This window comes from Gilliamella apis (assembly GCF_002142155.1).
Lineage (GTDB): Bacteria > Pseudomonadota > Gammaproteobacteria > Enterobacterales > Orbaceae > Gilliamella > Gilliamella apis.
This window is the reverse complement of record NZ_NASD01000028.1, coordinates 1-24,299: the sequence shown is the minus strand read 5'-3', so window position 1 is coordinate 24,299 and position 24,299 is coordinate 1. Positions and strand designations below refer to the sequence as shown.

Annotated in this window: 19 protein-coding genes and 1 other RNA gene; 19 read left to right on the top strand and 1 reads right to left on the bottom strand. The window is 33.3% G+C overall.

Annotation, left to right across the window (positions count from 1 at the left end):
* Positions 1-42: 42 nt before the first annotated feature.
* The 18 genes from B6C84_RS10550 (at position 43) to B6C84_RS10465 (ending at position 19,804) form a co-directional block, all read left to right on the top strand.
* Positions 43-987: a sugar ABC transporter substrate-binding protein gene (locus tag B6C84_RS10550; RefSeq protein WP_065651132.1), complete on the top strand. Its 945-nt coding sequence runs from the start codon at positions 43-45 to the stop codon at positions 985-987.
* 52 nt (positions 988-1,039) lie between these two features.
* A complete protein-coding gene (locus tag B6C84_RS10545) occupies positions 1,040-2,530 on the top strand; it encodes a sugar ABC transporter ATP-binding protein (protein ID WP_065651131.1) in 1,491 nt (496 codons plus the stop codon).
* Between the two features lie 34 nt (positions 2,531-2,564).
* The gene (locus B6C84_RS10540; protein WP_081298904.1) at positions 2,565-3,548 is read left to right on the top strand and encodes an ABC transporter permease; all 984 of its coding nucleotides are present in this window, start codon (positions 2,565-2,567) and stop codon (positions 3,546-3,548) included.
* Between the two features lie 61 nt (positions 3,549-3,609).
* A complete protein-coding gene (locus B6C84_RS10535; RefSeq protein ID WP_086319931.1) occupies positions 3,610-5,019 on the top strand; it encodes a hypothetical protein in 1,410 nt (469 codons plus the stop codon).
* Entirely contained in the window at positions 5,012-5,899 is an 888-nt protein-coding gene (locus B6C84_RS10530; RefSeq protein ID WP_086319932.1) for a carbohydrate kinase family protein, read from the top strand. The genes B6C84_RS10535 and B6C84_RS10530 overlap by 8 nt, the downstream gene beginning before the upstream one ends.
* 320 nt (positions 5,900-6,219) lie before the next feature.
* Positions 6,220-8,145, top strand: coding sequence for a threonine--tRNA ligase (gene thrS / locus B6C84_RS10525; RefSeq protein ID WP_086319933.1), 1,926 nt, complete (start codon positions 6,220-6,222; stop codon positions 8,143-8,145).
* Between the two features lie 27 nt (positions 8,146-8,172).
* Positions 8,173-8,712 carry a translation initiation factor IF-3 gene (infC, locus tag B6C84_RS10520; protein ID WP_034882134.1) on the top strand — a complete coding sequence of 180 codons (540 nt, stop codon included), beginning with the start codon at positions 8,173-8,175 and terminating at the stop codon, positions 8,710-8,712.
* Between the two features lie 83 nt (positions 8,713-8,795).
* Positions 8,796-8,993 (top strand): 50S ribosomal protein L35, encoded by a 198-nt coding sequence (gene rpmI, locus B6C84_RS10515; RefSeq protein WP_034882133.1) that lies wholly within the window; start codon positions 8,796-8,798, stop codon positions 8,991-8,993.
* Positions 8,994-9,024: 31 nt separating this feature from the next.
* Positions 9,025-9,378 carry a 50S ribosomal protein L20 gene (rplT, locus tag B6C84_RS10510; RefSeq protein ID WP_024496189.1) on the top strand — a complete coding sequence of 118 codons (354 nt, stop codon included), beginning with the start codon at positions 9,025-9,027 and terminating at the stop codon, positions 9,376-9,378.
* Positions 9,379-9,582: 204 nt separating this feature from the next.
* Complete coding sequence (gene pheS / locus B6C84_RS10505) at positions 9,583-10,566, top strand: phenylalanine--tRNA ligase subunit alpha (RefSeq protein ID WP_086319934.1); 984 nt, start codon at positions 9,583-9,585, stop codon at positions 10,564-10,566.
* Positions 10,567-10,582: 16 nt separating this feature from the next.
* On the top strand, positions 10,583-12,970 hold the full coding sequence (pheT, locus tag B6C84_RS10500) for a phenylalanine--tRNA ligase subunit beta (RefSeq protein WP_086319935.1): 2,388 nt from the start codon (positions 10,583-10,585) through the stop codon (positions 12,968-12,970).
* Positions 12,971-12,975: 5 nt separating this feature from the next.
* Positions 12,976-13,269, top strand: coding sequence for an integration host factor subunit alpha (locus B6C84_RS10495; protein ID WP_034882129.1), 294 nt, complete (start codon positions 12,976-12,978; stop codon positions 13,267-13,269).
* A gap of 138 nt (positions 13,270-13,407) precedes the next feature.
* Positions 13,408-13,503: signal recognition particle sRNA small type (gene ffs, locus B6C84_RS10490), an RNA gene on the top strand.
* 202 nt (positions 13,504-13,705) lie between these two features.
* Positions 13,706-14,575: a protease HtpX gene (htpX, locus tag B6C84_RS10485; protein ID WP_086319936.1), complete on the top strand. Its 870-nt coding sequence runs from the start codon at positions 13,706-13,708 to the stop codon at positions 14,573-14,575.
* Between the two features lie 111 nt (positions 14,576-14,686).
* On the top strand, positions 14,687-16,621 hold the full coding sequence (locus B6C84_RS10480; protein ID WP_086354168.1) for a peptidase U32 family protein: 1,935 nt from the start codon (positions 14,687-14,689) through the stop codon (positions 16,619-16,621).
* 367 nt (positions 16,622-16,988) lie between these two features.
* Complete coding sequence (locus tag B6C84_RS10475; RefSeq protein WP_086320275.1) at positions 16,989-17,237, top strand: Aca2/YdiL-like domain-containing protein; 249 nt, start codon at positions 16,989-16,991, stop codon at positions 17,235-17,237.
* A 766-nt stretch (positions 17,238-18,003) separates the two neighbouring features.
* Positions 18,004-18,717, top strand: coding sequence for a helix-turn-helix domain-containing protein (locus B6C84_RS10470; protein ID WP_034902725.1), 714 nt, complete (start codon positions 18,004-18,006; stop codon positions 18,715-18,717).
* 46 nt (positions 18,718-18,763) lie between these two features.
* Complete coding sequence (locus B6C84_RS10465; RefSeq protein ID WP_034902728.1) at positions 18,764-19,804, top strand: YdgH/BhsA/McbA-like domain containing protein; 1,041 nt, start codon at positions 18,764-18,766, stop codon at positions 19,802-19,804.
* A 66-nt stretch (positions 19,805-19,870) separates the two neighbouring features.
* Here the strand turns inward: B6C84_RS10465 and hrpA are convergent, their stop codons facing one another.
* Positions 19,871-23,737 carry an ATP-dependent RNA helicase HrpA gene (gene hrpA, locus B6C84_RS10460; RefSeq protein WP_086354311.1) on the bottom strand — a complete coding sequence of 1,289 codons (3,867 nt, stop codon included), beginning with the start codon at positions 23,735-23,737 and terminating at the stop codon, positions 19,871-19,873.
* Between the two features lie 75 nt (positions 23,738-23,812).
* Between hrpA and B6C84_RS10455 the strand changes: the two genes are divergently transcribed.
* A complete protein-coding gene (locus B6C84_RS10455; protein ID WP_086354310.1) occupies positions 23,813-24,232 on the top strand; it encodes an META domain-containing protein in 420 nt (139 codons plus the stop codon).
* Positions 24,233-24,299 lie beyond the last annotated feature (67 nt).

Genomic DNA, 24,299 nt, shown 5'->3' with positions numbered 1-24,299 from the left:
GAAATTATTATTATAAATCATTTGATTATCTGAGGTGGGTTTATGAAAAAATTCATAGCATCGTTTTTAACAATTATATTCTTTCTTTTTACAAGTTGTTTTCAACTTGTAAATGCTGATGATAAAAAACCTATAAAGTTTGCTTTTATCACTTCAACTTTAAACAATTCATTTTTTACAGCAATATCTGATACATTTTCTGAAATCGCCAAACAAAATGGCGATCAATACATTCTTGTCGATCCTCAATATGATCAAGCTAAGCAAATTTCAATGATGGAAGATGTCATTAATCAAAAAGTTGATATTATTTACTTAATCGCCGTTGATTCTGAAGGTATCCGCCAAGGATTATTGGCTGCAAAACAAAAACAGATCCCGGTAGTGGTGATTGATAATCCTATTAGTGATGATGATTTAGTGGTTAGCACTGTGGCTTCAGATAATTTCTTGGCCGGTAAAATTAATGGTGAACAAATGGCTAAAGATTATCCTAATGGTGCTAAAATTGCTGTTATTGATTGTCCTTTCAACCGTGCTAGCGTTTTAAGAGCTGATGGCTTTTATGCCGGATTAGGCGAAAACAGAAGTAAATTTGAAGTCCTTTCTCAACAAAATGGCAAATGTGCTTTAGAGGTCACCATGCCAATTGCCGAAGATATTATTCAAGCTCATCCTGATTTACAAGCATTTTTTGCCGTAAATGATCCTTCTGCTTTAGGTGTTGTTGTTGCATTAAAAGCATCAAATAAACTTAAAAATGTTAAAGTCTATACTGTTGATGGTTCTCCTGACGGTAAAAAAGCATTTAGCGATGGAGATATAACGTTAACAGTTGCCCAAGCACCAATTCAATTAGCTAAAGAAACCTATAAAGTTGGTAAAAAGGTTTTAGCTGGAGAAAGCGTTGCTAAAGAAATATTAGTACCAACTTTTCCAATTACCAAAGAAATGATTGATCAATATGGAGTAAAAGTCTGGCAGTAATCATTGACTTTAATCAAGTTATATCTATTGAAATCAATAAGGTGATATTTATATGGAACAAGTTGCATTACAACTATCTCATATAGAAAAAAAATTTGCTGGTGTCCATGCGTTAAAAGATATGCACTTTAACCTTAAACAATGTGAAGTTCATGGATTGTTGGGCGAAAATGGCGCTGGCAAATCAACCTTAATCAAAATTATTGGCGGCATCTATAAACCAGATGCCGGTGAAATTAAGATTAATGGTAAAACTGAGATAATTAATGGTATTAAAGATGCACAAGCAAGAGGAATTAATGTTATTCATCAGGAGATTGTCTTAGTTCCTTATATTAGTGTATATGAAAATATTTTCTTAGGCCGAGAACCAAGAACACGCATGGGTTTTAAAGATCATCGTCAAATGATCACCAAAGCCAAAATAATGATGGAAAGCATGGGATTAACGATCGATGTGTTACGTCCTGTACATGAGTTAACCATTGCACAACAACAACTTATCGAAATTGTCAAAGCTATTTCATTTAACGTTCGTATCTTGATCATGGATGAGCCTACTTCTTCTTTAACTGATAAAGAAGTTGAGCAGCTTTTTATTATGATTAAAAAACTAACCGAACATAACGTAAGTATCATTTATATTTCTCACCGTATGGATGAGTTATTTACTATCACAGACAGAATAACTGTAATTAGGGATGGTAGTTATATAGATACCGTCAATACTAAACAAACCAATATTGATGAATTAGTCAAATTGATGGTTGGGCGTAACTTAAATAATTATTATCAACGTCACTATCAACAAAATGGAGAACGTTTATTAGAAGTTAAAAATCTTTCGAAAAAAGGAGTATTTAATAACGTTAATTTTCATTTAAAGAAAGGAGAGATTTTAGGTTTTGCCGGTCTTATGGGGGCAGGTAGGAGTGAAATCATGCAAGCAGTTTTTGGCGCAGACCGATATGATAGTGGTGAAATTTATTTTGACAATCAGCTTGTTAAGCTCAAATCGCCGCAAGATGCTATTGATATAGGAATAGCTTTAGTTCCTGAAGATAGAAAAAAACAAGGTCTTATTTTAGGTAATAGTATCGCATTCAATTTAACATTAACAGTATTGAAACAATTTATGCATGGTTGTTTTGTTAATCAACAAAAACAGAAAGATATCATTCAATACTATATTAATAAGCTCAATATAAAAACCCCAGATGCTGACAAAATTGTTGGTCAGCTTAGTGGCGGAAATCAACAAAAAGTTGTGATAGCTAAGTGGCTAGCAACTAAACCGAAAATCATCATTTTAGATGAACCTACTCGAGGAATTGATATTGGTGCTAAAGCCGAAATTTATCAAATCATTGATGAACTTTGTGCAAGTGGCATGGCTATTATTATGATTTCCTCAGAATTACCAGAAATTATCAATATGTGTGATCGTGTTTGTGTTGTTGCGAATGGACAAATTCAAGGTGAATTATCGCAATCAGAATTAACACAGGAAAAAATTATGAAATTAGCAACAGGGAGAGCTTAAAATGGCTAGCCAATCTATGAAACAATCAGATGATATGAGCTATCATCACTCTACAATAACCAATAATATCATTATTAGAAGTTTCAAAAATTTTATTACTAATAATATAGGGATTTTAATTGCGCTTCTATTAATTAGTATCATTTTAAGTTTTGCTAGTCCGGTATTTCTTTCCCAAGAAAATATGCTCTCAGTGTTAAGACAAGTATCCACTAATATGTGTTTAGCGTTAGGAATGACATTGATCATCATATTGGGTGGTATTGATTTATCGGTAGGTTCGATCGTCGCTATGGCGGGTACACTCACAGTTGGATTTATTTCAATCGGTGAAATGAGCATTGTTCCAGCTATTATGCTGGGTTTATTTATTGGTACTTTATGTGGTGCGGCAAATGGTGTCGCTATTGCTTATACAGGTATTCCTCCATTCATCGTTACATTAGCAATGATGATGATCGCTCGTGGCGTAGGTTATATTTATAGTGGTGGTCAATCAATTCGTATTTTTGATGAGGGGTTTACCAGCATAGGTACAGGTTACTTAGGCATGATTCCATATCCAGTTATCTATATGTTGGTATTTATTGTCGTTATGTTGGTGGTAGTTAATCGAACACGTTTAGGTACCTATATTTATGCTCTCGGTGGTAACCGTGAGGCAGCAAGATTATCAGGTATTGCCATCAAACGAGTTGAAATCATTGTATATACCATTGCGGGTTTTTTGGCTGCTTTCGCAGGGATAGTGCTGGCTGCAAGAATGTATTCAGGACAACCATCAGTTGCACAAGGTTATGAAATGGATGCTATAGCAGCTTGTGTGCTCGGTGGTATTTCAATGTCAGGTGGAATAGGTCGCATTAGTGGCACTATTTTAGGTGTGATAGTTATCGGAATTATTAACAATGGTTTGAATTTATTGGGGGTTAATTCATTTTGGCAATTAGTTGCAAAAGGCGTAATCATCTTTTTAGCCGTCTATGTCGATATGCTAAAACGCAAGAAAGCAAACTAATTTAGACTAATTTGTTTTTAAATGTATGAATAATTGCAAATTTAATTAATAGGACAATAAAATGAAAAAATGTACTTTGATGTTAAATAACCCAGATGGTATTACTCGACATAATGAACCGGTAATCGCGCGTCTTTTTTTCAAAGAACAGCCAATAGATCCGTCTAAATTAAAACTAGTTAATGAGCAAGGGAAAGTTATACCTCATCAATTGTTTGATATCGTTTATGATGATGATACCGATACACTAATCTCTGCTTGCTCAATCGCCTTTATAGTAACTAATTTAGACCAGTTAGTTGAAAATTATAATTTGTATCTTGATGAGAAAACGCCTGTAGATAATGCAAATGGCATAAAACAACTAGTGCCTACTTTGAATGATGGTGTAAAAAGACTTGATACAGGCCACTATATTTTAGAATTATGTCGTGGTACTGCAGACGGGACATCATATGGGAAATGGGGTATTCGTTACTTTTCTGCTAAAGCAGAAGGTCGTAATTTGATTAAAGATTGCTCTAATGCTATAGGTGGTTTTTATGGACCCTTTTTTACTCCTGCCAATGGATTAATTAATCCGCCTGAGCATACCATCGTAGAGTGTGAAACAGAAGTTGAAGGTCCAATTTATTGTCGTTATCGTTTTAATGGTAAAATCCCTAATGGCTTAGATCCAGCTTTGCATGATAAATCATTTTCAATTGTTTGGGAGTTTTTCTATCAATCACCATGGTTTAGACGTACTTATTATGTTGATGATTTTGAAACTTCTGTTGATGGTATGCCGGTCATAAATAAGATCACCGTTGGTGATGAGTATGAAAGTGGTAAAAATAATGTGGTATTTTCTCGTTTTGCTAGCTATGGCGGTACATTTTATCGTCAAGGTGATCTTTATGCCAATATTCTAGCTGATGAAGTTAATCGAATTTTATCGCAACCACTAGATCAACTTCCACCAAATGCAAGACTCTATCGAGAGTCCATTGGTGATAATATTAATGCAGTTTCTTGGGATTTCTTCTGGCGCCTATTTTGTGTTAAAGAAGGTATTTTAAGTGATGAAGAAATAAAAGCACACGTTAAAACTATTCTGCGTAAAGCTCATCATGTTGTGCATAATAGCGCTCGAAACAAAGAAGTATTATTTGCTAAAGATGTAGATGTTAATAGTGTGCCAGAACAAACGATTTTTCCACTTGCTGCAAATAAAACGGCTGAAATAAATCCCGAATCAGGTTATGCTATGGTTTGGTATACGAGTAATATTGTCGGACGTTATCAAATTGTTCAACGTAAAGATTCCGGTTGGGTTAATTGGGGTACTAATGGTGAAAATGAGTATCCAGAATTACCTACCGGTTCAACGATTTATACTGCATATGGTCAATTTGATGATTGGCAGAAGCAAGCCGATAGTATGGAAAAAAATATTGATGTCAAACAAGGGTTAATCGAAGATGAATGACATAAAGATTGTTGCAATAGGTGAATTTTTATGGGATTGTTTACCTAATGGGAAAAAGATTGGCGGAGCTGCCGCCAACTTTTGTTATCATGCTAAATCAGCTGGAGCAAATGCAATATTAGTTTCAGCAATTGGCGATGACGACAATGGTAGAGAATTACGTGAACAGATTGAAAAACTGCAAATCCCACAACAAATTCAAATATCTGCAAATTATCCAACTGGAACGGTATTAGTTAAATTAGATTCAGCCGGTAAACCCACTTATGATATTGTTAATCCTGTTGCTTGGGATGATATTCAATTAACAGATCAATTATTAGAACTTATTCAGCAAGATGATTTAGATGCAATCTATTTCGGCAGTTTAATTCAACGTAATATACATAATCACGAACTATTGCAAAAGATTGTTAATCATCGATCACAACGAAGCAAAATTATTGTTGATATTAATTTACGTCAAAATCATTATAATAACGCGACTTTACTTTTGTGTATTGAACATGCCAATATCTTAAAGTTAAATGATGAAGAATTACCAATTGTTGCTGATTTATTGAAGATAAAAGCTGATCCGCAAGCGCTTTTCAATTATCTAAATGAACATTATCAACTTGAGTTGTTAATTTATACCTGTGGTAGTGAAGGTAGTCATCTTATTACTAAAAATGAACAGAATCATTGTTCTGCTGAAAAAATCACCCCAATTGATACTGTTGGTGCTGGTGATTCATTTATGGCAATAAGCAGCGTGCTATATTTAAAAGGCAAACAATTACAAGAAATTAATAGTAAAGCCAATCACATCGCTGCATATGTTTGTACTCAAAGTGGCCCGATGCCTATTTTACCGCAAACATATTTAACCGAATTATAATCTGTTTTGAGACCTAGCTTTTTAATTAGTGAATAATAGCTAGGTCATAACTATTATTTTCATATTCGATTACAACATCGTTTTATTGATTCCTAATCAAAAATAATCACTAAAAAGGCTATTAATAATTAAAAATAGGGTAATGTCTGTTTTTATTCGTTATGAAATCAGGATGTATTTAATCACTAGAGATAAATCTATTTTTAAATCAAGTTCAAGCCTATTTAAAATCCTTATGATAAGTGATAGTATACTCCGTCTATTTATTTATGTACGCATGTGCGCTTTCGTGTGGCGCACCACTGTTATAAGGATTTATTATGCCAATTATTACTCTTCCTGATGGTAGTCAACGTCAATTTGATAAACCTGTTACTGTATTAGAAGTTGCACAAAGTATTGGTGCAGGGCTTGCTAAAGCCTGTATCGCAGGCCGTGTTAATGGTGAACGTAAAGATGCGTGTGATGTTATTGAGCATGACGCAACGTTAGCTATTATTACCGCTAAAGATGAAGATGGACTTGAAATTATCCGTCATTCTTGTGCACATTTATTAGGACATGCCATCAAACAATTATGGCCTAATACTCAAATGGCTATCGGGCCTACCATTGATAATGGCTTTTATTATGATGTCGATTTAGATCACTCTTTAACTCAGGAAGATCTTGATGCTTTAGAAAAACGCATGCATGAATTGGCCAAAAAAGATTACCCAGTTAAAAAAGAAGTAGTGAGTTGGGAACGTGCAAGAGAAGTCTTTTGGGAACGTCACGAACCTTATAAAATTGCTATTTTAGATGAAAACATTCCTAAAGATTCTACTCCGGCACTTTATCATCATGAAGAATATATTGATATGTGTCGTGGACCACATGTTCCTAATATGCGTTTTTGTCACCATTTCAAATTACAAAAAGTTGCTGGCGCTTATTGGCGTGGTAATAGTGATAACAAAATGTTACAACGCATCTATGGAACTGCATGGGGAGATAAAAAACAACTCGACAGTTATTTACAATTTTTAGAAGAAGCGGCGAAACGCGATCATCGTAAAATTGGTAAACAACTTGATCTTTATCATATGCAAGAAGAAGCACCAGGTATGGTATTTTGGCATAATGATGGTTGGATTATCTTCCGTGAATTGGAAGTTTTTGTTCGTACCAAACTGAAAGAATATGATTATCAAGAAGTGAAAGGTCCATTTATGATGGATCGTGTACTTTGGGAAAAAACAGGGCATTGGGGTAACTATAAAGAATTAATGTTTGTTACTTCATCAGAAAACCGTGAATATTGTATTAAGCCAATGAACTGTCCTGGCCATGTGCAAATTTTTAATCAAGGTCTTAAATCTTATCGCGATTTACCATTACGTATGGCGGAGTTTGGTAGTTGTCATCGAAATGAACCTTCAGGTTCTTTGCACGGTTTAATGCGTGTACGTGGTTTTACACAAGATGATGCGCATATTTTTTGTACTGAAGGGCAAATTCGAAGTGAAGTAAATAGTTGTATCAAAATGGTCTATGATACTTATAGTACATTTGGCTTTAAAGATATCACGGTTAAATTATCGACTCGTCCAGAAAAACGTATTGGTAAGGATGAAACTTGGGATTTAGCAGAAAAAGATTTAGCTGAATGTTTGCAAGAAAATGGCATTGAATTTGAATATTTACCTGGTGAAGGTGCATTCTATGGTCCAAAAATTGAGTTTACTTTACATGATTGCTTAGGTCGAGCATGGCAATGTGGTACAGTTCAACTTGACTTTATGTTACCAGAACGATTAGATGCAACTTATGTTGGTGAAGATAATGAACGTCATGTTCCTGTTATGATTCACCGAGCTATACTTGGTTCAATGGAACGCTTCATGGGCATATTGACCGAAGATTGTGCTGGATTCTTCCCAACTTGGTTAGCACCATTACAAGTAGCGGTTATTAATATCACTGATAATCAAGCCGAATATGCCAAACAATTAACCGAGCAACTACAAAAAGTTGGCATTAGAGCAAAAGCGGACTTGAGAAATGAGAAAATAGGGTTTAAAATTCGTGAGCATACTCTAAAACGTGTTCCTTATATGTTTGTTTGTGGAGACAAAGAGATGGAATCAGGAACAATTTCAGTTCGAACTCGCCAAGGTAAAGATCTTGGTAGCTTTGAAGTGAAACATGTTATAGAATTATTGCTTAATGAAATTCATAGTCGTTCATTAGAACAAATGAATTAATGATAAATTAATTTGGAGGAATGAGATATTAAAGTCAGTAAACGAATTCAGTCAACACGCGCGCACAAAATCAATGATGAGATTACTGCTCGCGAGGTGAGGTTAACCGGCGTCGATGGTGAACAGCTCGGCATTGTTAGCTTAGACGAAGCTTTAAAACAAGCTGAGGAAGCAACATTAGATTTAGTTGAAATAAGTCCTAATGCAGAGCCACCTGTTTGTCGAATTATGGATTATGGCAAGTTCCTCTATGAAAAGAGTAAAGCAACAAAAGAACAGAAGAAGAAGCAAAAGGTTGTTCAGGTTAAGGAAATTAAATTCCGACCTGGTACAGACGAAGGCGATTATCAGGTAAAACTCCGCAGCCTGATACGCTTTCTTGAAGATGGCGATAAAGCTAAAGTTACGTTGCGTTTTCGTGGACGTGAAATGGCTCACCAACAGTTAGGTACTGAAATGCTTGATCGCATTAAAGAAGACTTAGCTGATTTGGCGGTAATTGAATCTTATCCAACTAAGATTGAAGGCCGTCAAATGATTATGGTGTTAGCGCCGAAGAAGAAGTAATGGTTTTGCAAGTTAATCTTTAGTTTTCTAAAAATTACACCATTATTTTATTTTTATTAACAATGCGAAGTAGGAATTATAAAATGCCTAAAATTAAAACTGTAAGAGGCGCAGCAAAGCGCTTTAAAAAAACAGCTTCTGGTGGCTTTAAGCATAAACAAGCTAACAAGAGCCATATCCTAACTAAAAAATCAACTAAACGTAAACGTCATTTACGTGGTTTGACTACTGTGTCAAAAGGCGATTTAGGTTTAGTAGTGGCGTGTGTTCCATACGCTTAAATATTGATTAATTATTTAGAGGATATAGTTTATGGCTCGTGTTAAACGTGGTGTTATTGCTCGTGCACGTCACAAGAAAATTTTAAAACAAGCAAAAGGGTATTATGGTGCTCGTTCACGTGTATATCGTGTTGCTTTCCAAGCAGTAATTAAAGCTGGACAATATGCTTACCGTGACCGTCGTCAACGTAAACGTCAATTCCGTCAATTATGGATTGTACGTATCAATGCTGCTGCTCGTCAATGTGGTTTATCTTATAGCCGTTTCATTAATGGTTTAAAGAAAGCTTCAATTGAAATCGATCGTAAGATCCTTGCTGATATCGCAGTATTCGATAAAAATGCATTCGCTGCATTAGTTGAAAAAGCAAAAGCTGCACTTTAATAGCTTTATAAGAGCCGGGTTATCTCGGCTTTTATTGTTTTAACGATATTTAAGAGTTGATTGATTATGAATTTAGTTATTTTTCATTTCTTTTTTAGCTTCGATAATCTCATTCGTTTATGAGGCAAATGAGAAACGAAAAATAATTATAAAAGCCTCAGAAGAGGCTTTTTTTATGTAATAAACAATAAGCAGGAGAACTGTATGTCTCAATTAGTTGAACTGGTAAGCAATGCCAAATCCGCTATTGAAAGTGCTAATGATATTAATACTATCGAACAGATTCGAGTGGAATATTTTGGTAAAAAGGGCTATTTTACCATGCAAATGGCGTCTTTACGTGATGTTCCAGCTGAACAACGGCCAGCCGTAGGTCAGAAAATTAATGATGCAAAGCAAGAAGTTGTTGAGTTATTAAATCAAAAACGTCACTTTTTAGAGCGTCAGGCTCTTAATGCAAAATTAGCAAATGAAACCATTGATATTACTCTTCCAGGTAAATCACTTGAATTAGGTGGATTGCATCCAGTAACTAAAACTATTAACCGTTTGGTTGAGTTTTTTGGGGAATTAGGCTTTGCTGTTGAAACTGGACCCGAGATAGAAGATGATTATCATAACTTCGATGCTTTAAATATTCCTGCACATCATCCTGCTCGTGCTGATCATGATACATTCTGGTTTGATGCAAAACGTTTATTACGAACCCAAACTTCTACTGTTCAAATTCGAACTATGGAAAATCAAAAACCACCAATTCGAATTATTGCTCCAGGTAGAACCTACCGAAACGATTATGATCAAACCCATACTCCGATGTTCCATCAAATGGAAGGGTTGTTGGTAGATAAAGATATTAGTTTTACGCATTTAAAAGGTTTATTACATGATTTTCTTCACTGCTTCTTTGAAGATAATATGGAAATAAGATTTAGACCTGCATATTTTCCATTTACCGAACCTTCAGCCGAAGTTGATATTAAAGCTAAAAATGGTAAATGGTTAGAAGTGTTAGGCTGTGGTATGGTTCATCCAAATGTGTTACGTAACGTAGGTATTGATCCTGAAGAGTATTGTGGTTTTGCATTTGGAATGGGAATCGAAAGATTAACCATGTTACGTTACGGTGTCACAGATTTACGTTCTTTCTTTGAAAATGATTTACGTTTTTTAAAGCAATTTAATTAGTTCTGGAGATCAAAACATGAAATTTAGTGAAAGTTGGCTACGTGAATGGATCAATCCAGAAATAAGTAGCGATAAATTATCAGATCAGTTAACTATGGCTGGTTTAGAAGTAGATGATATTGAAAAAGTTGCTGGTAATTTTACCGGTGTAGTCGTGGGTAAAGTTGTTGAATGTAAACAGCATCCTAATGCTGACAAATTACGAGTAACCAAAGTAGATATTGGTAAACCTGAATTATTGGATATTGTTTGCGGTGCACCTAATTGCCGTCAAGGTTTAACCGTAGCTTGTGCCACAATTGGTGCTGTATTACCTGGTGATTTTAAAATCAAAGCAGCAAAACTTCGCGGTGAACCATCGGAAGGGATGTTGTGTTCTTATTCTGAGTTAGGCATTTCTGACGACCATAATGGAATTATTGAATTACCAGAGGACGCCCCTTTAGGACAAGATATAAGACAATATTTAAATTTAGATGATGTAATGATTGATATTAGTGTTACACCAAATCGTGCCGATTGTTTTGGTATTATTGGTGTTGCGAGAGATATTTCTGCTGTAAACAATATCCCAATGAAAGAACTAAAAGTTGAAAATATCACTCATACAATAAATGATACTTTACCTATTCAGGTTGATGCAGCTAAAGCAGCCCCTCGTTATTTAGGTCGCATTATCAAAAATGTTAAAGTTGATGCTTCAACTCCACTATGGATGAAAGAGAAGTTACGTAGAGGCGGTATTCGTTCTGTTGATGCCATTGTCGATGTTACTAACTATGTTTTATTAGAACTCGGTCATCCAATGCACGCTTTTGACTTAGCTGAGATTGACAAAGGCATTGTTGTGCGTTATGCCAATAAAGATGAAAAGCTTGTCTTACTTAATGGCAACGAGGTTAAGCTTGATGAAAAAACATTGGTCATAGCTGATCAGCAAAAAGCATTAGCAATCGCCGGTATTATGGGTGGTGAAAAATCAGGTGTAACTGCATCAACGAAAGATATTTTTCTTGAATCAGCATTCTTTTCTCCATTAGCGATAACAGGTAAAGCACGTGAATATGGTTTACATACTGAAGCTTCTCATCGCTATGAAAGAGGTGTTGATCCTTATTTACAATCAGCTGCAATCGAAAGAGCAACTCAATTGATTGTTGAAATCTGTGGCGGTGAAGTAGGGCCTATTACTGAAGTTGTGAATGAAAATGAGCTTCCAGTTCAAGCAACAATTGAATTACGTCGAAACAGAATTGATCGCATTATTGGTTATCATATTGAAACCCAAAAGATTACCGATATTCTAGTAAGATTAGGTTGTGAAGTTGCCTATAATGATGATAGTTGGACGGTTAAATCACCTAGCTGGCGATTTGATTTACAACTTGAAGAAGATCTAGTTGAAGAAGTTGCCCGGATTTATGGCTATAACAATATTCCTAATGTGAATATGAAAATTGAATCGGTGATGAAACCAAAACCGGAAAATAAAATTTCCTTATCTAGAGTAAAAAATCTACTAGTGGACAAAGGCTATCAAGAAGCCGTAACTTATAGTTTTGTTGACCCTAAAATTCAGCAAACATTATATCCACAACAACCACAAATTACATTACCAAACCCAATTTCGAGTGAAATGTCGGTTATGCGTTTGTCTTTATGGTCTGGCTTATTAGATGCAGTGTTATACAACCAAAATCGCCAACAATCTCGCATGCGATTATTTGAGACTGGATTACGATTTATACCAGATGAAAGCTGTGAGTTTGGTGTTCGTCAAGAATTAATGTTATCTGGTGTTGTTACTGGAAGTTTATATGAAGAACATTGGACATTACCTAAACAAAATATCGATTTTTATGATGTAAAAGGGGATTTAGAACAGTTATTTATTCTTTTAGGCTGTTTTGATAATATTGAATATAAACGTTCGGAACTTGATGCATTACATCCTGGGCAAAGTGCTGCAATCTTGTTGAATGGCGAAGTTATCGGCAATTTTGGTGTTTTACACCCTGAAATTGAAAAAAAATTATCTTTAAATAGTAAAACGCTTGTTTTTGAAATAAATTTAGCTAAAATTAATGATAAAAAAGTTCCTGTTGCTCATGAGTTATCAAAATATCCATCAAATAAACGTGATATAGCTGTCGTCGTATCAAATACAATTCCAGCGGCGGATATTATCTCTGAGTGTAAGCGTGCTGGTGGTGAGCAACTTGTAAAAGTTAACTTGTTTGATGTTTATCAAGGCGATAAAATTGACAATAATCAAAAAAGCCTTGCTATCAGTTTGATTTTACAAGACAAATCACGTACACTGGAAGAAGAAGATATAACAAACATTGTAAGCAATTGTGTTATTGCTTTACAGAATCGTTTCAATGCCCTATTAAGAGAATGATAATTATGACATTAACTAAAGCTGATATTGCAGATCGTCTTGCCGATAAATTTGATATTGATCGTCAAGAAGCTAAAGTCCTTGTTGAACTTTTTTTTGAAGAAATTCGCGTTGCTTTAGAAAAAGGTGAGCCAGTTAAACTTTCTGGATTCGGCAATTTTGCTGTTCGTGATAAAAATTCACGTCCAGGTCGTAATCCTAAAACTGGTGAGAGTGTAGATATCTCAGCTCGACGAGTTGTCACATTTAGACCAGGTATTAAATTTAGAGAACGAATTGAGAAAAATTTAACTTTATAATTAAATTTTTTTAAAATTGTTTTGTAAGTAATAGCCTTTTTGTTGTTATTACAACAAAAAGGTTGTTTACTTTTTTGTTAAAAAATTATTGTAATTAATTGCTGAATCAAGCATAATACACCTCCTCTATGGAGGCTCTATGGGTCCTCTTGCAACATTTTTTTGCTCATCAGGTCAGGTCCGGAAGGAAGCAGCCAAAGTAAAAAATATGTGTGTGGGATGTGGCTGATAGGGTCTCCTCCAAAACATTTTCTCTCAAAAATAAAAAATTATTAAGCTTGTCGTTGTTTGTTTATTAATCAATTGATTTTTCTTTTTTTAATTTTGTAACTAAATAGGTTGTAGGAATACAGCATTTTTGCGATCATATATCAAATTTTATTCATTTTCTTAAATGAAATTATTTAAATTAAGCAAAGTAATGAGGAATTTGTATATGATGCGAGTTGGATTGTTTCTTCTAACTAACTTAGCGGTTATGTTTGTATTTGGTATAATTCTGAGTATTTTTGGCGTGAATGCCCAGAGTACCTTAGCACTACTTATTTTCGCAGCTATTTTTGGTTTTGGCGGTTCATTTATTTCACTTCTTTTGTCTAAAAGAATGGCACTACGTTCTGTTGGTGGTCAAGTGATAAAAGAGGCTCGTAATGCTCAAGAACAGTGGTTACTTGATGTCGTACGTCGCCAATCAGATCAACTTAAATTAAAGATGCCAGCAGTAGCAATTTATGAAGCAGATGATATTAATGCTTTTGCAACAGGAGCGACTAAAAACAGTTCTTTAGTTGCGGTAAGTACCGGATTATTAGCGGCAATGACCCAAGATGAAGCAGAAGCGGTAATTGGTCATGAAATGAGTCATGTAGCAAATGGCGATATGGTGACTATGGCACTCCTACAAGGTGTACTAAATACGTTTGTTATCTTTATTTCACGAATTATAGCGTCAATGTTTGCTAAAGTAATAGAAGATCGTAGTGAAGCATTAGCTGATATAGCCTATTACGTGATAGCAATGATATTTGAAACTATCTTTGGAATCTTAGCAAGTATGGTTGCAATGTGGTTCTCGCGTTACCGCGAATTTAATGCCGATGCAGGTTCTGCAAAATTGGTAGGTTCTGCCAAAATGATTGCTGCATTAGAAAAACTAAAAGTAAGCCATGAACCAAATGAAGAAGCGTCAATTTTAGCTTTTTGCATTAATGGTGAGAAGAAAGCCAGATTTTCGCAACTATTCTTATCTCATCCACCTTTAGAAAAACGAATTGAAGCTTTAAGAAATCAATCAATTATTGGTTAATAAAACTTTAAATATTGGCTTAATAAACAAATAAAACCTTAATGGCAAATAGCAACAATATTTGCCATTTATTTTATCAATCGATAATATTCCTAGAGATTTAATATGTACCTGCAAACCAACAATAATAAACTTGAATTACTTAGTCCTGCGAAAAACATAGACATTGCCAAACAAGCAATCTTACATGGGGCTGATGCAGTTTATATTGGAGGCCCGCATTTTGGTGCCCGTCATAATGCCGGTAATTCAGTCAATGATATAGCCGAATTAGTTGAGTTTGCCCATCGTTTTTATGCCAAAGTTTTTGTCACATTAAATACTATTTTGCACGATAATGAACTTGAGATAGCTCGACAATTGATCTGGCAATTATATGATGCTGGAGTTGATGCTTTAATTGTTCAAGATATGGGCATATTAGCCATGGATATTCCGCCGATAGATTTACATGCTAGCACGCAAATGGATATTCGAACCCCGGAAAAAGCTAAATTCCTTTCAGATGTTGGTTTTTCGCAAATAGTTCTAGCTCGAGAATTAAACTTAACTGAAATAGCGAATATTCATCAACAAATAGATGCCAATATCGAATTTTTTATTCATGGGGCTTTATGTGTTGCATTTTCAGGTCAATGTTATATTTCTCATGCTCAAACGGGTAGAAGTGCCAATCGAGGTGATTGTTCGCAAGCATGCCGTTTACCATTCACATTAAAGGATGATCAAGGCCGTGTTGTTGCTTATGAAAAACATCTTTTATCAATGAAAGATAATAATCAATCTGAAAATTTAATCGAATTGATACAAGCTGGAGTTAGGTCATTTAAAATAGAAGGACGTTATAAAGATTTAAGCTATGTAAAAAATATAACGGCATTTTATCGTAAAAAACTCGATGAAATTTTAGAAAAATCGGATGATTTTGCAAGTGCATCAAGTGGTAGAACTCAACATTCATTCACTCCAGATCCCAATAGAACATTTCATCGAGGTGCTACTGATTATTTTGTTCGGGGTAGACAAGCCAATATTGGCGCTTTTGATTCACCTAAATTTATTGGCTTACCTATCGGTGAGATGACGAAAGTTACTAACCAAACAATTGATATTAAATCTGAAAAAGTTTTAACGAATGGTGATGGATTAAACGTCTTGGTAAAGCGTGAAATCGTAGGATTCAGAGCTGATAAAGTTGAAAAAGTTGCTAATAATCATTATCGAGTGTTTCCTAATGAATTACCTAAGGTATTTCATTCCTTAAAATTACCTTATCAAATTAATCGTAACCTTGATCACAATTGGCAACAAGCTTTATTAAAAGAATCGAGTAGTCGTCGAATTGGTGTAGCATTTGAATTGTTCAATCAATCAAATGTTGTTCAATTGATAGCAACAAGTGAAGAGGGCTGTAGTGTAAAAATTACTTTAAAGGGTGAGTTTGAATTAGCTGAACAATCTGATAAAGCACTCAAAAATATAAAAGATAGCTTATCAAAACTGGGCCAAACGATATATTACCTTACTGATTTAGCGGTTAATTTAACCGAGATATTTTTTATTCCAAGTAGCCAATTAAATCAATTACGAAGAGATATTATTGATAAGTTAACATTGGAACGGCTAACTCATTACCAAAGAAAGTTACGTAAACCACAAACGGAACCTGTGCCAATTTATCCAGAAGAGCAGCTAAGTTTTTTAGCAAATATTTATAATCATAAAGCTAGAGAATTTTATACTCAGCATGGCGTTAAACTAATTGAAAGTGCTTTTGAAGCACATGAAATTAAAGATGATGCGCCATTAATGATTACAAAACATTGTTTGAGATTTGCGTTTAATTTATGTCCTAAACAAGCCAAAGGTATTCAAGGTGTGAAAACAAAAGTAACACCAATGAAATTAATACAAAATAATAATGAAGAATTAATACTGAAATTTAATTGCAAAGCCTGTGAAATGCAAGTTTGGGGTAAAATCAAAAAATACATTTTAAAAATGCCATTACCAGGAAGTGAATTGATTTTATTAACCAATAAATAATTACAGTCAAAGAAACAAAATTTACTGAATAAATTAGTTCTTTTTTAAAGAAGAATTAAGTTCGTAATAATATGTTATATTTAACATAATATACATTATTCTAACTTTAACAAACTGATTTATAATGAAATTATCTCAAAAGAAAAGGGCGGTTACATTACTACTCTGATAACTTCCAAAATAATAATTTATTAATAACAAAAATAATTATAGTAGCACTCAACTAACGATCTTGTATTGATTATTAAGATTATATTTATTAACGTATTATAGAATAAGCAATATTTGACTTGAATCAATTCTTATTGTGATAAATATTATGGATTTTATTCAATTTCATTAGCTAATAGTTGAAAATAAGATTTATATGACTAATATCGAATTGAAAGCGCTTAGGCGTTTATTTTTTCTTTATGTTGCAGATGCCGTAACATATATCGGTAAGTGCTCAAAGCGAGCATGGCAATATAGGGAAAGCGGAAGCAGAAAAATTCCAGATGATGTTATAAACATCATGAATAAACTTAAAGAAGAAAGGACAGAATTACTTTATTATTACAGACTGATAACTTATTCAGTAATAATAAAATTGGCAATTTGGTTTATTCAAGGTTAATTGATTCAGTAAAAGCTGAGCTTTATTCTAAAGGTTTTATTGATAAAATAACCTAATAAATTTACATCATATTTTTATACCTTCAGCTGACAACGTTGGCTAAAAATCAAAAAATGTACAATTAATAATTGTATGTCATTGTTTTTTCTATTTGAATTGAATTGCCAAATTTTTAATAGATTATATACGTATTATCTATAATCATTATATGGATTGAGTATATTTTTTCCTCTTGATGATCTAATTTTTAATTTATAGCGCTTAAACTCTATATAATAAAACTATTTTATAATTAATAATAATAGTTCATTGAATGCGATAGCAATTCAATATAACATTTGATTTTAATTTCAGATGTTCCATGAAATCGAAATTTTATAAATTAAATTCGATAATCGTAAGTGAAATTTAAAGAGTTTAAATATTGGTTTTTTGAATCGAGCAGGAATAAAATACTACTAAGATTTTGCTGTTAGTATCATTATTTAGGTCGCCTCTTATAAAACGTATCAGTGCGCATAATGTATATTATGTTAAATAATAGATATTATAATCTATCCCCGTTTATCTCTTTATTACTCGGTAAAATGAGATTTTTAATAAGTTAAAATACCAAAAAGGGATAATTTAATTATTTAATAATAATTTTTTATTTCTTTTCTATTTATTGAATAATAAAATATAAACTATATAGTTAGTTTTTGTTTTATCATAAAATATGGTAATCTTAACAATTAAAATCTTTAACGATTCTATTTAGGTTTATATGCACACTATTTATAAAACATTGCGTAGCAATAGTTATTCAGTTCCTTGTGAATTATGTAGTATTGGTGGATTGTGTATCCCTATGTTACTTAATAATTCACTAAGTAATGTTTTAGAACGGCAAAAATCATATTTAAAAGATGAAATAGTTGTTAAATCAAAAACTCCATTTAAAAAGTTTTATATTGTTCATTCTGGTGCATTAAAGACGTTTGTCACTACTCCAGAAAAAACAGAACAAATTAATGGATTTTATTTACCTGGGGATATCGTTGGTTTAGATTCCATTTCAACTAAGGTATATAATAGCAATATTCAAGCATTAGGAAATACTTCGCTTTGTGAACTTTACTATGATGAATTAATGTCATTAATTGACAGTAACAAAGATGTTCGTGATCTGATATTTAAATTATTAAGTACAGATATATATAATTATCAAAAATTAATTCTCTGTTATTCGCAAAAAAAATCTGATGAACGTCTTGCTACTTTTATCTATTCTCTTTATCTTAGATATCAACAAAGAGGACATACTTCTTTAAATATCAAACTGGCAATGAGTCGTGCTGATATAGCCAATTACTTAGGCTTGACGATTGAAACCGTTAGCCGGAATTTATCAAAATTACAAGAACAAAATATTTTAACAGCTAAAGGGAAATACATATATATTAATAATTTAGAAGCTTTAATAGAAATATGTAACTAAATTTATCTGTACTAAATTAATTAAAATTTACTGTAAGGTTTTTTATATGACAAGTTTAAAGAAAACATTTATTGCAGCAACTATTGCACTTATCCCCTGTTCTTCATTCGCTGCCCAGCAGTTAACTGAAGAACAAGCTAATAGTATGCAATCTTACAAGAGCATTACTATTAGAGGTGCTTTTTATACCGATAGCGATTACCTTATGGCTATGTCTAAAGCTGCTGATAATGAAGGTGCGGCTTCTTTCTATATTACTACTACCAATATTAGTCCATCTAATGATACTTTACGAATTGTTTATGCTAAATTGTATAAATCAGATGCACCTAAAGCTGTAGAACAAGCGGAAAGTTTACGTAAGTTTGAAGGGGTTTATGAATATCCAAAATCAAAAGCTATTCGTTTAGAACCATTTAATATTGTTCGTATTCGTGGTTACTTCCCAACCGATTATGACATCAATCAAGCAATTGCTAAAGAAGCTTCAGCTAAAGGGGCTTATGGGTTCTATATTGATTCACGTTCAGAAATAGGTAGTAATTTACAAATTGCAGCTTATTTATTCAAAAAAGATGCACCAGAACGAAAATTACAACCTGAAGATGCTATTCCTTATGATTCTGAAGCGGGTCAATTAGCTTTAGCTAAAGGTGGCGATGCTGCAATGCAGGTTGAAAAACCTGGTTATTATTCTCCTTCAGCGTTTAATGAAAAATATTATGCTGATAAATTTAATAATAAAGTTATAGATAAAACGACTACCACAACGACTACAGGTAAAGTTGCAACATCATCAAATACTGAAACAACAAGTACTGTTGCTACAGAACCACAAAGAGTGACTCGTTACACCGTAACATTGCCTGACGGTAGAAAAATACAAGAACTCAATGATGCTACAGCAGCTAAAATGGTTGCATTTGATACATTAAAATTCAGAGGCTATTATGTCACTGATCAAGAAATTTCTTATCAAGCAGGTAAACGTGCGATTGAAGCTGGCGCAAAATATTATCATATTGCTCGTGTAGCGCATGATACTAAAGGTCCAAATATTACGGTATTTGTTGATCTTTATCGATAATCAAAAATGGGCGCCTAAGCGCCCTTCTTTTTATTCTCATAACTTATCAGATTATAGATTCTAAAATTATAACTCTGTCGATACAGTCTCTATTTGTTGTCTTATGCGTTTTGCTGAAATTGGATAAGGTGTTCCTAATTGTTGGGCAAAAAGATTAACTCTTAGTTCTTCAATCATCCATTTAATGTTAGTCACTTTGCTTAATGATTTTTGATTTTCTGGCAAACTATTTAGCCAAGTTTGATATTCATTCTTAACTTCTTCTATTATATTCATTGCTTGTCTATCTTTAGCCATATTCGAACCAAGCTTCTCTAAGCGTTTTTCAATCGCAGATAAATAGCGATAAATATCAGGAAGTTTGTCATAACCGGTTTGTGCAACAAACCCTTTATAGACTAATTCACTGACTTGCTGTTTGATATCTGATAAAGCAAAAGCAAGGGATAGATCTACTCGACCTTTTAATTTTTTATTAATATTAAAGTGTAACGTTAATATTGATTCTACTTGTTTAGCAATATCAACAACAGTTTCATTGATATGGCTTTTAGTGTAAGTAAGAAGTTGTTGATATTGTTGTTTATTATCAATAGATTGGTTGTTTTTTTCTATTAAATGATCAACGCCACAAGCAATGCAATCATCAATAAGATTAAGTACAGTGCCAAACGAATTAAAATATAAACCTAACTTAGATTTGTTTGGCAGTTTTTCATGTAAATATTTTATGGGTGATGGAATATTGAGGATTAATAATCGTCGAATACCTAACTTGCTTAATCGCTTTTGTTCTTCCAAAGAATCAACAAGTTTAATACTAACTGAATGTTGATTATCAATAATCGCTGGATAAGCTTTAATTGTGTAATTGTTTTGTTTTTCTTCATAGATTGCAGGTAAAGAACCAAAATCCCAATCTGTAATATTATTCTTTTCTATTTTAATCGATTTTTTCTGGGTTAAGGATGATAAAGCTTGTTGAACTTCTGTTTTAAGTTGTTCTTGAAGTTTAACTAAATCTTTGCCGAAAGCAATTTCGCGATTATGATCAACAATACTGAAATTCATCTTTAAGTGACTAGGTACTTGATCAAGTTGCCAATCTGTTGGCTCAATCCTAGTGCCGGTCATTTTTCTAAATTCATTTTGCAACGTTTCAAGTAACGGCGATGCTGTTGAATTGACTCTACTCAAAAAAGCTTCAGCATAGTTAGGTGCAGGTACCAAACTTTTACGTAATGATTTAGGTAATGACTTGATTAATGAAATAATTAAATCATAGCGAAAACCAGGAACTTGCCAATCAAAACCACTATTTTTTATCTGATTAAGGATATTTAGTGGAATAGTGATTGTGACGCCGTCACGTTCATTACCAAGGTCAAACTGATAACTTAAAGGTAGCTTTAAATTGTCTTGATACCAAAAATCTGGATAATCATTCACTTTCACCGGTTGTGCTGACGGTTTGATCAACATATTTTTTTCAACATTAAGAAATTCTGGATCAACTTTTTGTTTTGTTTTCCACCATGTATCAAAATGCTTTGCAGAAATTACTGATTTATCTATTCGTTGGTCATAAAAATTATATAGGTCATCATCATCAATCAAAATATCTTGACGTCGAGACTTATGTTCAAGATCCTCAACTTCATTGATTAATTTTTGATTTTGCTTATAAAAACTGTGGTTAGTTTGCCAATCACCTTCCACTAACGCATGGCGAATAAATAAAGAACGACTTAATATTGGATCAATTTTACTGTAATTAACTGTGCGACTAGCAACAATAGGTAATCCATATAAAGTGACTTTTTCATTAGCAATGGTTGTTCCTTGTTTTTTAGACCATCTCGGCTCACTGTAACTGTATTTAACTAAATGTTTAGCTATTGGTTCGATCCACTCAGCTTCAATTTTGGCTGCAGTTCTACCCCACAATCGGCTGGTTTCAACCAATTCACTAGCTATACACCATTTTGGTTGATTTTTAAAAATCGCTGAATTAGGGAAAATAGCAAATTTAATATTACGAGCACCAATATATTCATGTTTTTCGATTTCTTTCATCCCAACATGCGATAATAAACCACTTAATAGTGCAATGTGTAATGAACGATAATCCGCTAATTGACTATTAATCGGAAATGCTAGTTGTTTAACAGTTTGCCTAATTTGCGTATAAACATCTTGCCATTCACGAATACGCAGATAATTTAGGTATTCTTTTTGACATAAACGTCTAAATTGATTACCCGATAATTCTGCTTGTTGGCTGGCAATATAATTCCATAAATTAATAAAAGAGATAAAATCTGATTCTTTATCGGCAAATCGTCGATGTTTTTCATCAGAAGCTTGCTGTTTATCAAATGGACGTTCTCGAGGATCTTGTATTGATAGTGCAGCGGTAATAATCATCACTTCTTTGATACAACCTAATTGTCTTGCTTCAACTAACATTCTCGCTAATCGAGGATCTATAGGTAATTGAGATAAAATTCGTCCTATATCAGTTAAGTGATAATGATGATGTTTAGTGTAAATGGCTCCGAGTTCTTCTAATAACCGTATACCATCACGAATATATCTAGAATCAGGTGATTCCACAAACGGAAAAGCAGCAATATCACCTAATCCTAATGATGTCATTTGTAATATAACTGAAGCTAAATTTGTTCGTAATATTTCTGGTTCAGTAAATTCAGGCCTCGATAGAAAATCCTGTTCATCATAAAGTCGAATACAAATACCATCTGATGTTCTACCACAACGCCCTTTTCTTTGATTTGCCGATGCTTGAGAAATTGGTTCAATTGGTAATCTTTGCACCTTAGTACGATAACTATAACGACTAATTCTGGCTAAGCCAGGATCGATAACATATTTAATTCCTGGAACAGTGAGCGATGTTTCAGCAACATTAGTTGCTAATACAATTCGTCGTCCATTATGCGGTTGGAAAATGCGATTTTGTTCTGATGCCGATAGCCTTGCATATAAAGGTAGAATTTCAGTATGTTTCAACTCCAATTTTCTTAATGTATCGGCAAGATCACGTATTTCACGTTCTCCGGTTAGAAAAATGAGTATATCACCAGTACTTTCCGATGAAAGCTCATCGATAGCATTAATGATTGGTTGAAAATCATTGTTTTTATCGCTTTCAGAATCCTCACTAAAAATCACTGGCCGATACCTAACTTCAACTGGATAGGTTCTACCTGATACCTCAATTATCGGTGCATGATTGAAATGATTAGAGAAACGTTCAACATCTATTGTTGCCGAAGTGATAATAACTTTTAAATCAGGGCGTTTAGGTAATAGTTGTTTTAAATATCCTAAAATAAAATCAATATTTAAACTACGTTCATGAGCCTCATCTATAATGATAGTATCATATTGCAGTAATAGCTTATCTTGTTGAATTTCTGCTAATAAAATCCCATCAGTCATCAATTTAATTAATGTACTATCACTGACATGATCTGAAAACCTAACCTTGTAACCGACTAATTGCCCTATTTCCGTCTTTAATTCTTCAGCAATACGATTGGCTACCGAACGAGCGGCTAATCTTCTAGGTTGAGTATGACCAATATAGCCTTTAACACCTAGCCCTAATTCTAGACATATTTTGGGAATTTGTGTCGTCTTACCTGAGCCGGTTTCGCCAGCAATTATGACCACTTGATGATGTTTAATTGCTTCATAAATAGCCTGTTTTTTTTCAACTACAGGTAAATTACTAGGAAAATCAATATGATCAGGTAAAGATTGTAATCGAACATTATAATGTTCAACAGCTAAATCAATTGCTGATTCAATTTCAGCAATATTTTGTTTTTTATTAATAAGCTTTCTTATTTTCAGTTGATCTAAGAAAGTCATTGACGACAATTTGTTTAATTGTTTAGATACCATAAGGCGTTGAGTATATTATTCACAATTATAATTGTTATAAATTATAGCAAATATTCCTTATTTATAGGAGATTAAATGAAGAAATCACTATTACTATTATTATCTGCTTCGCTAATATTTAACTCAACTGGATGCGCTTTTTCAAATAGCATCAATGAACAGGATCTTATGCATCACCATTATATCCTGATGGAAAATAATGGTTTGAGTTTACCTATTTTCAAAAATGTTGATTTAGAATTTGGCGAAAATATGATTATGATTGGAAAAATATGTAGTGAATTTTCAGCTCAAGTCAAACTTGAAAATAATATGATCAAAGGCCATATAATTAATATGACCAACAATAACTGTCAGAATAAACAATTAGATTTACTTGATAATGTGATTAAAAAACTGATTATTGATGGGGCAAATGTTCAATTAATTGGCACTAAATTAGTGTTGAGAAATAATCAAGATACACTTATCTTTCAATTAAAGGATTATATGTAACTTAAAAACCCCTCTCCTCAAAATTTTTATAAAATCTATCGTTATTATCCAATCTGTTATCTTATAC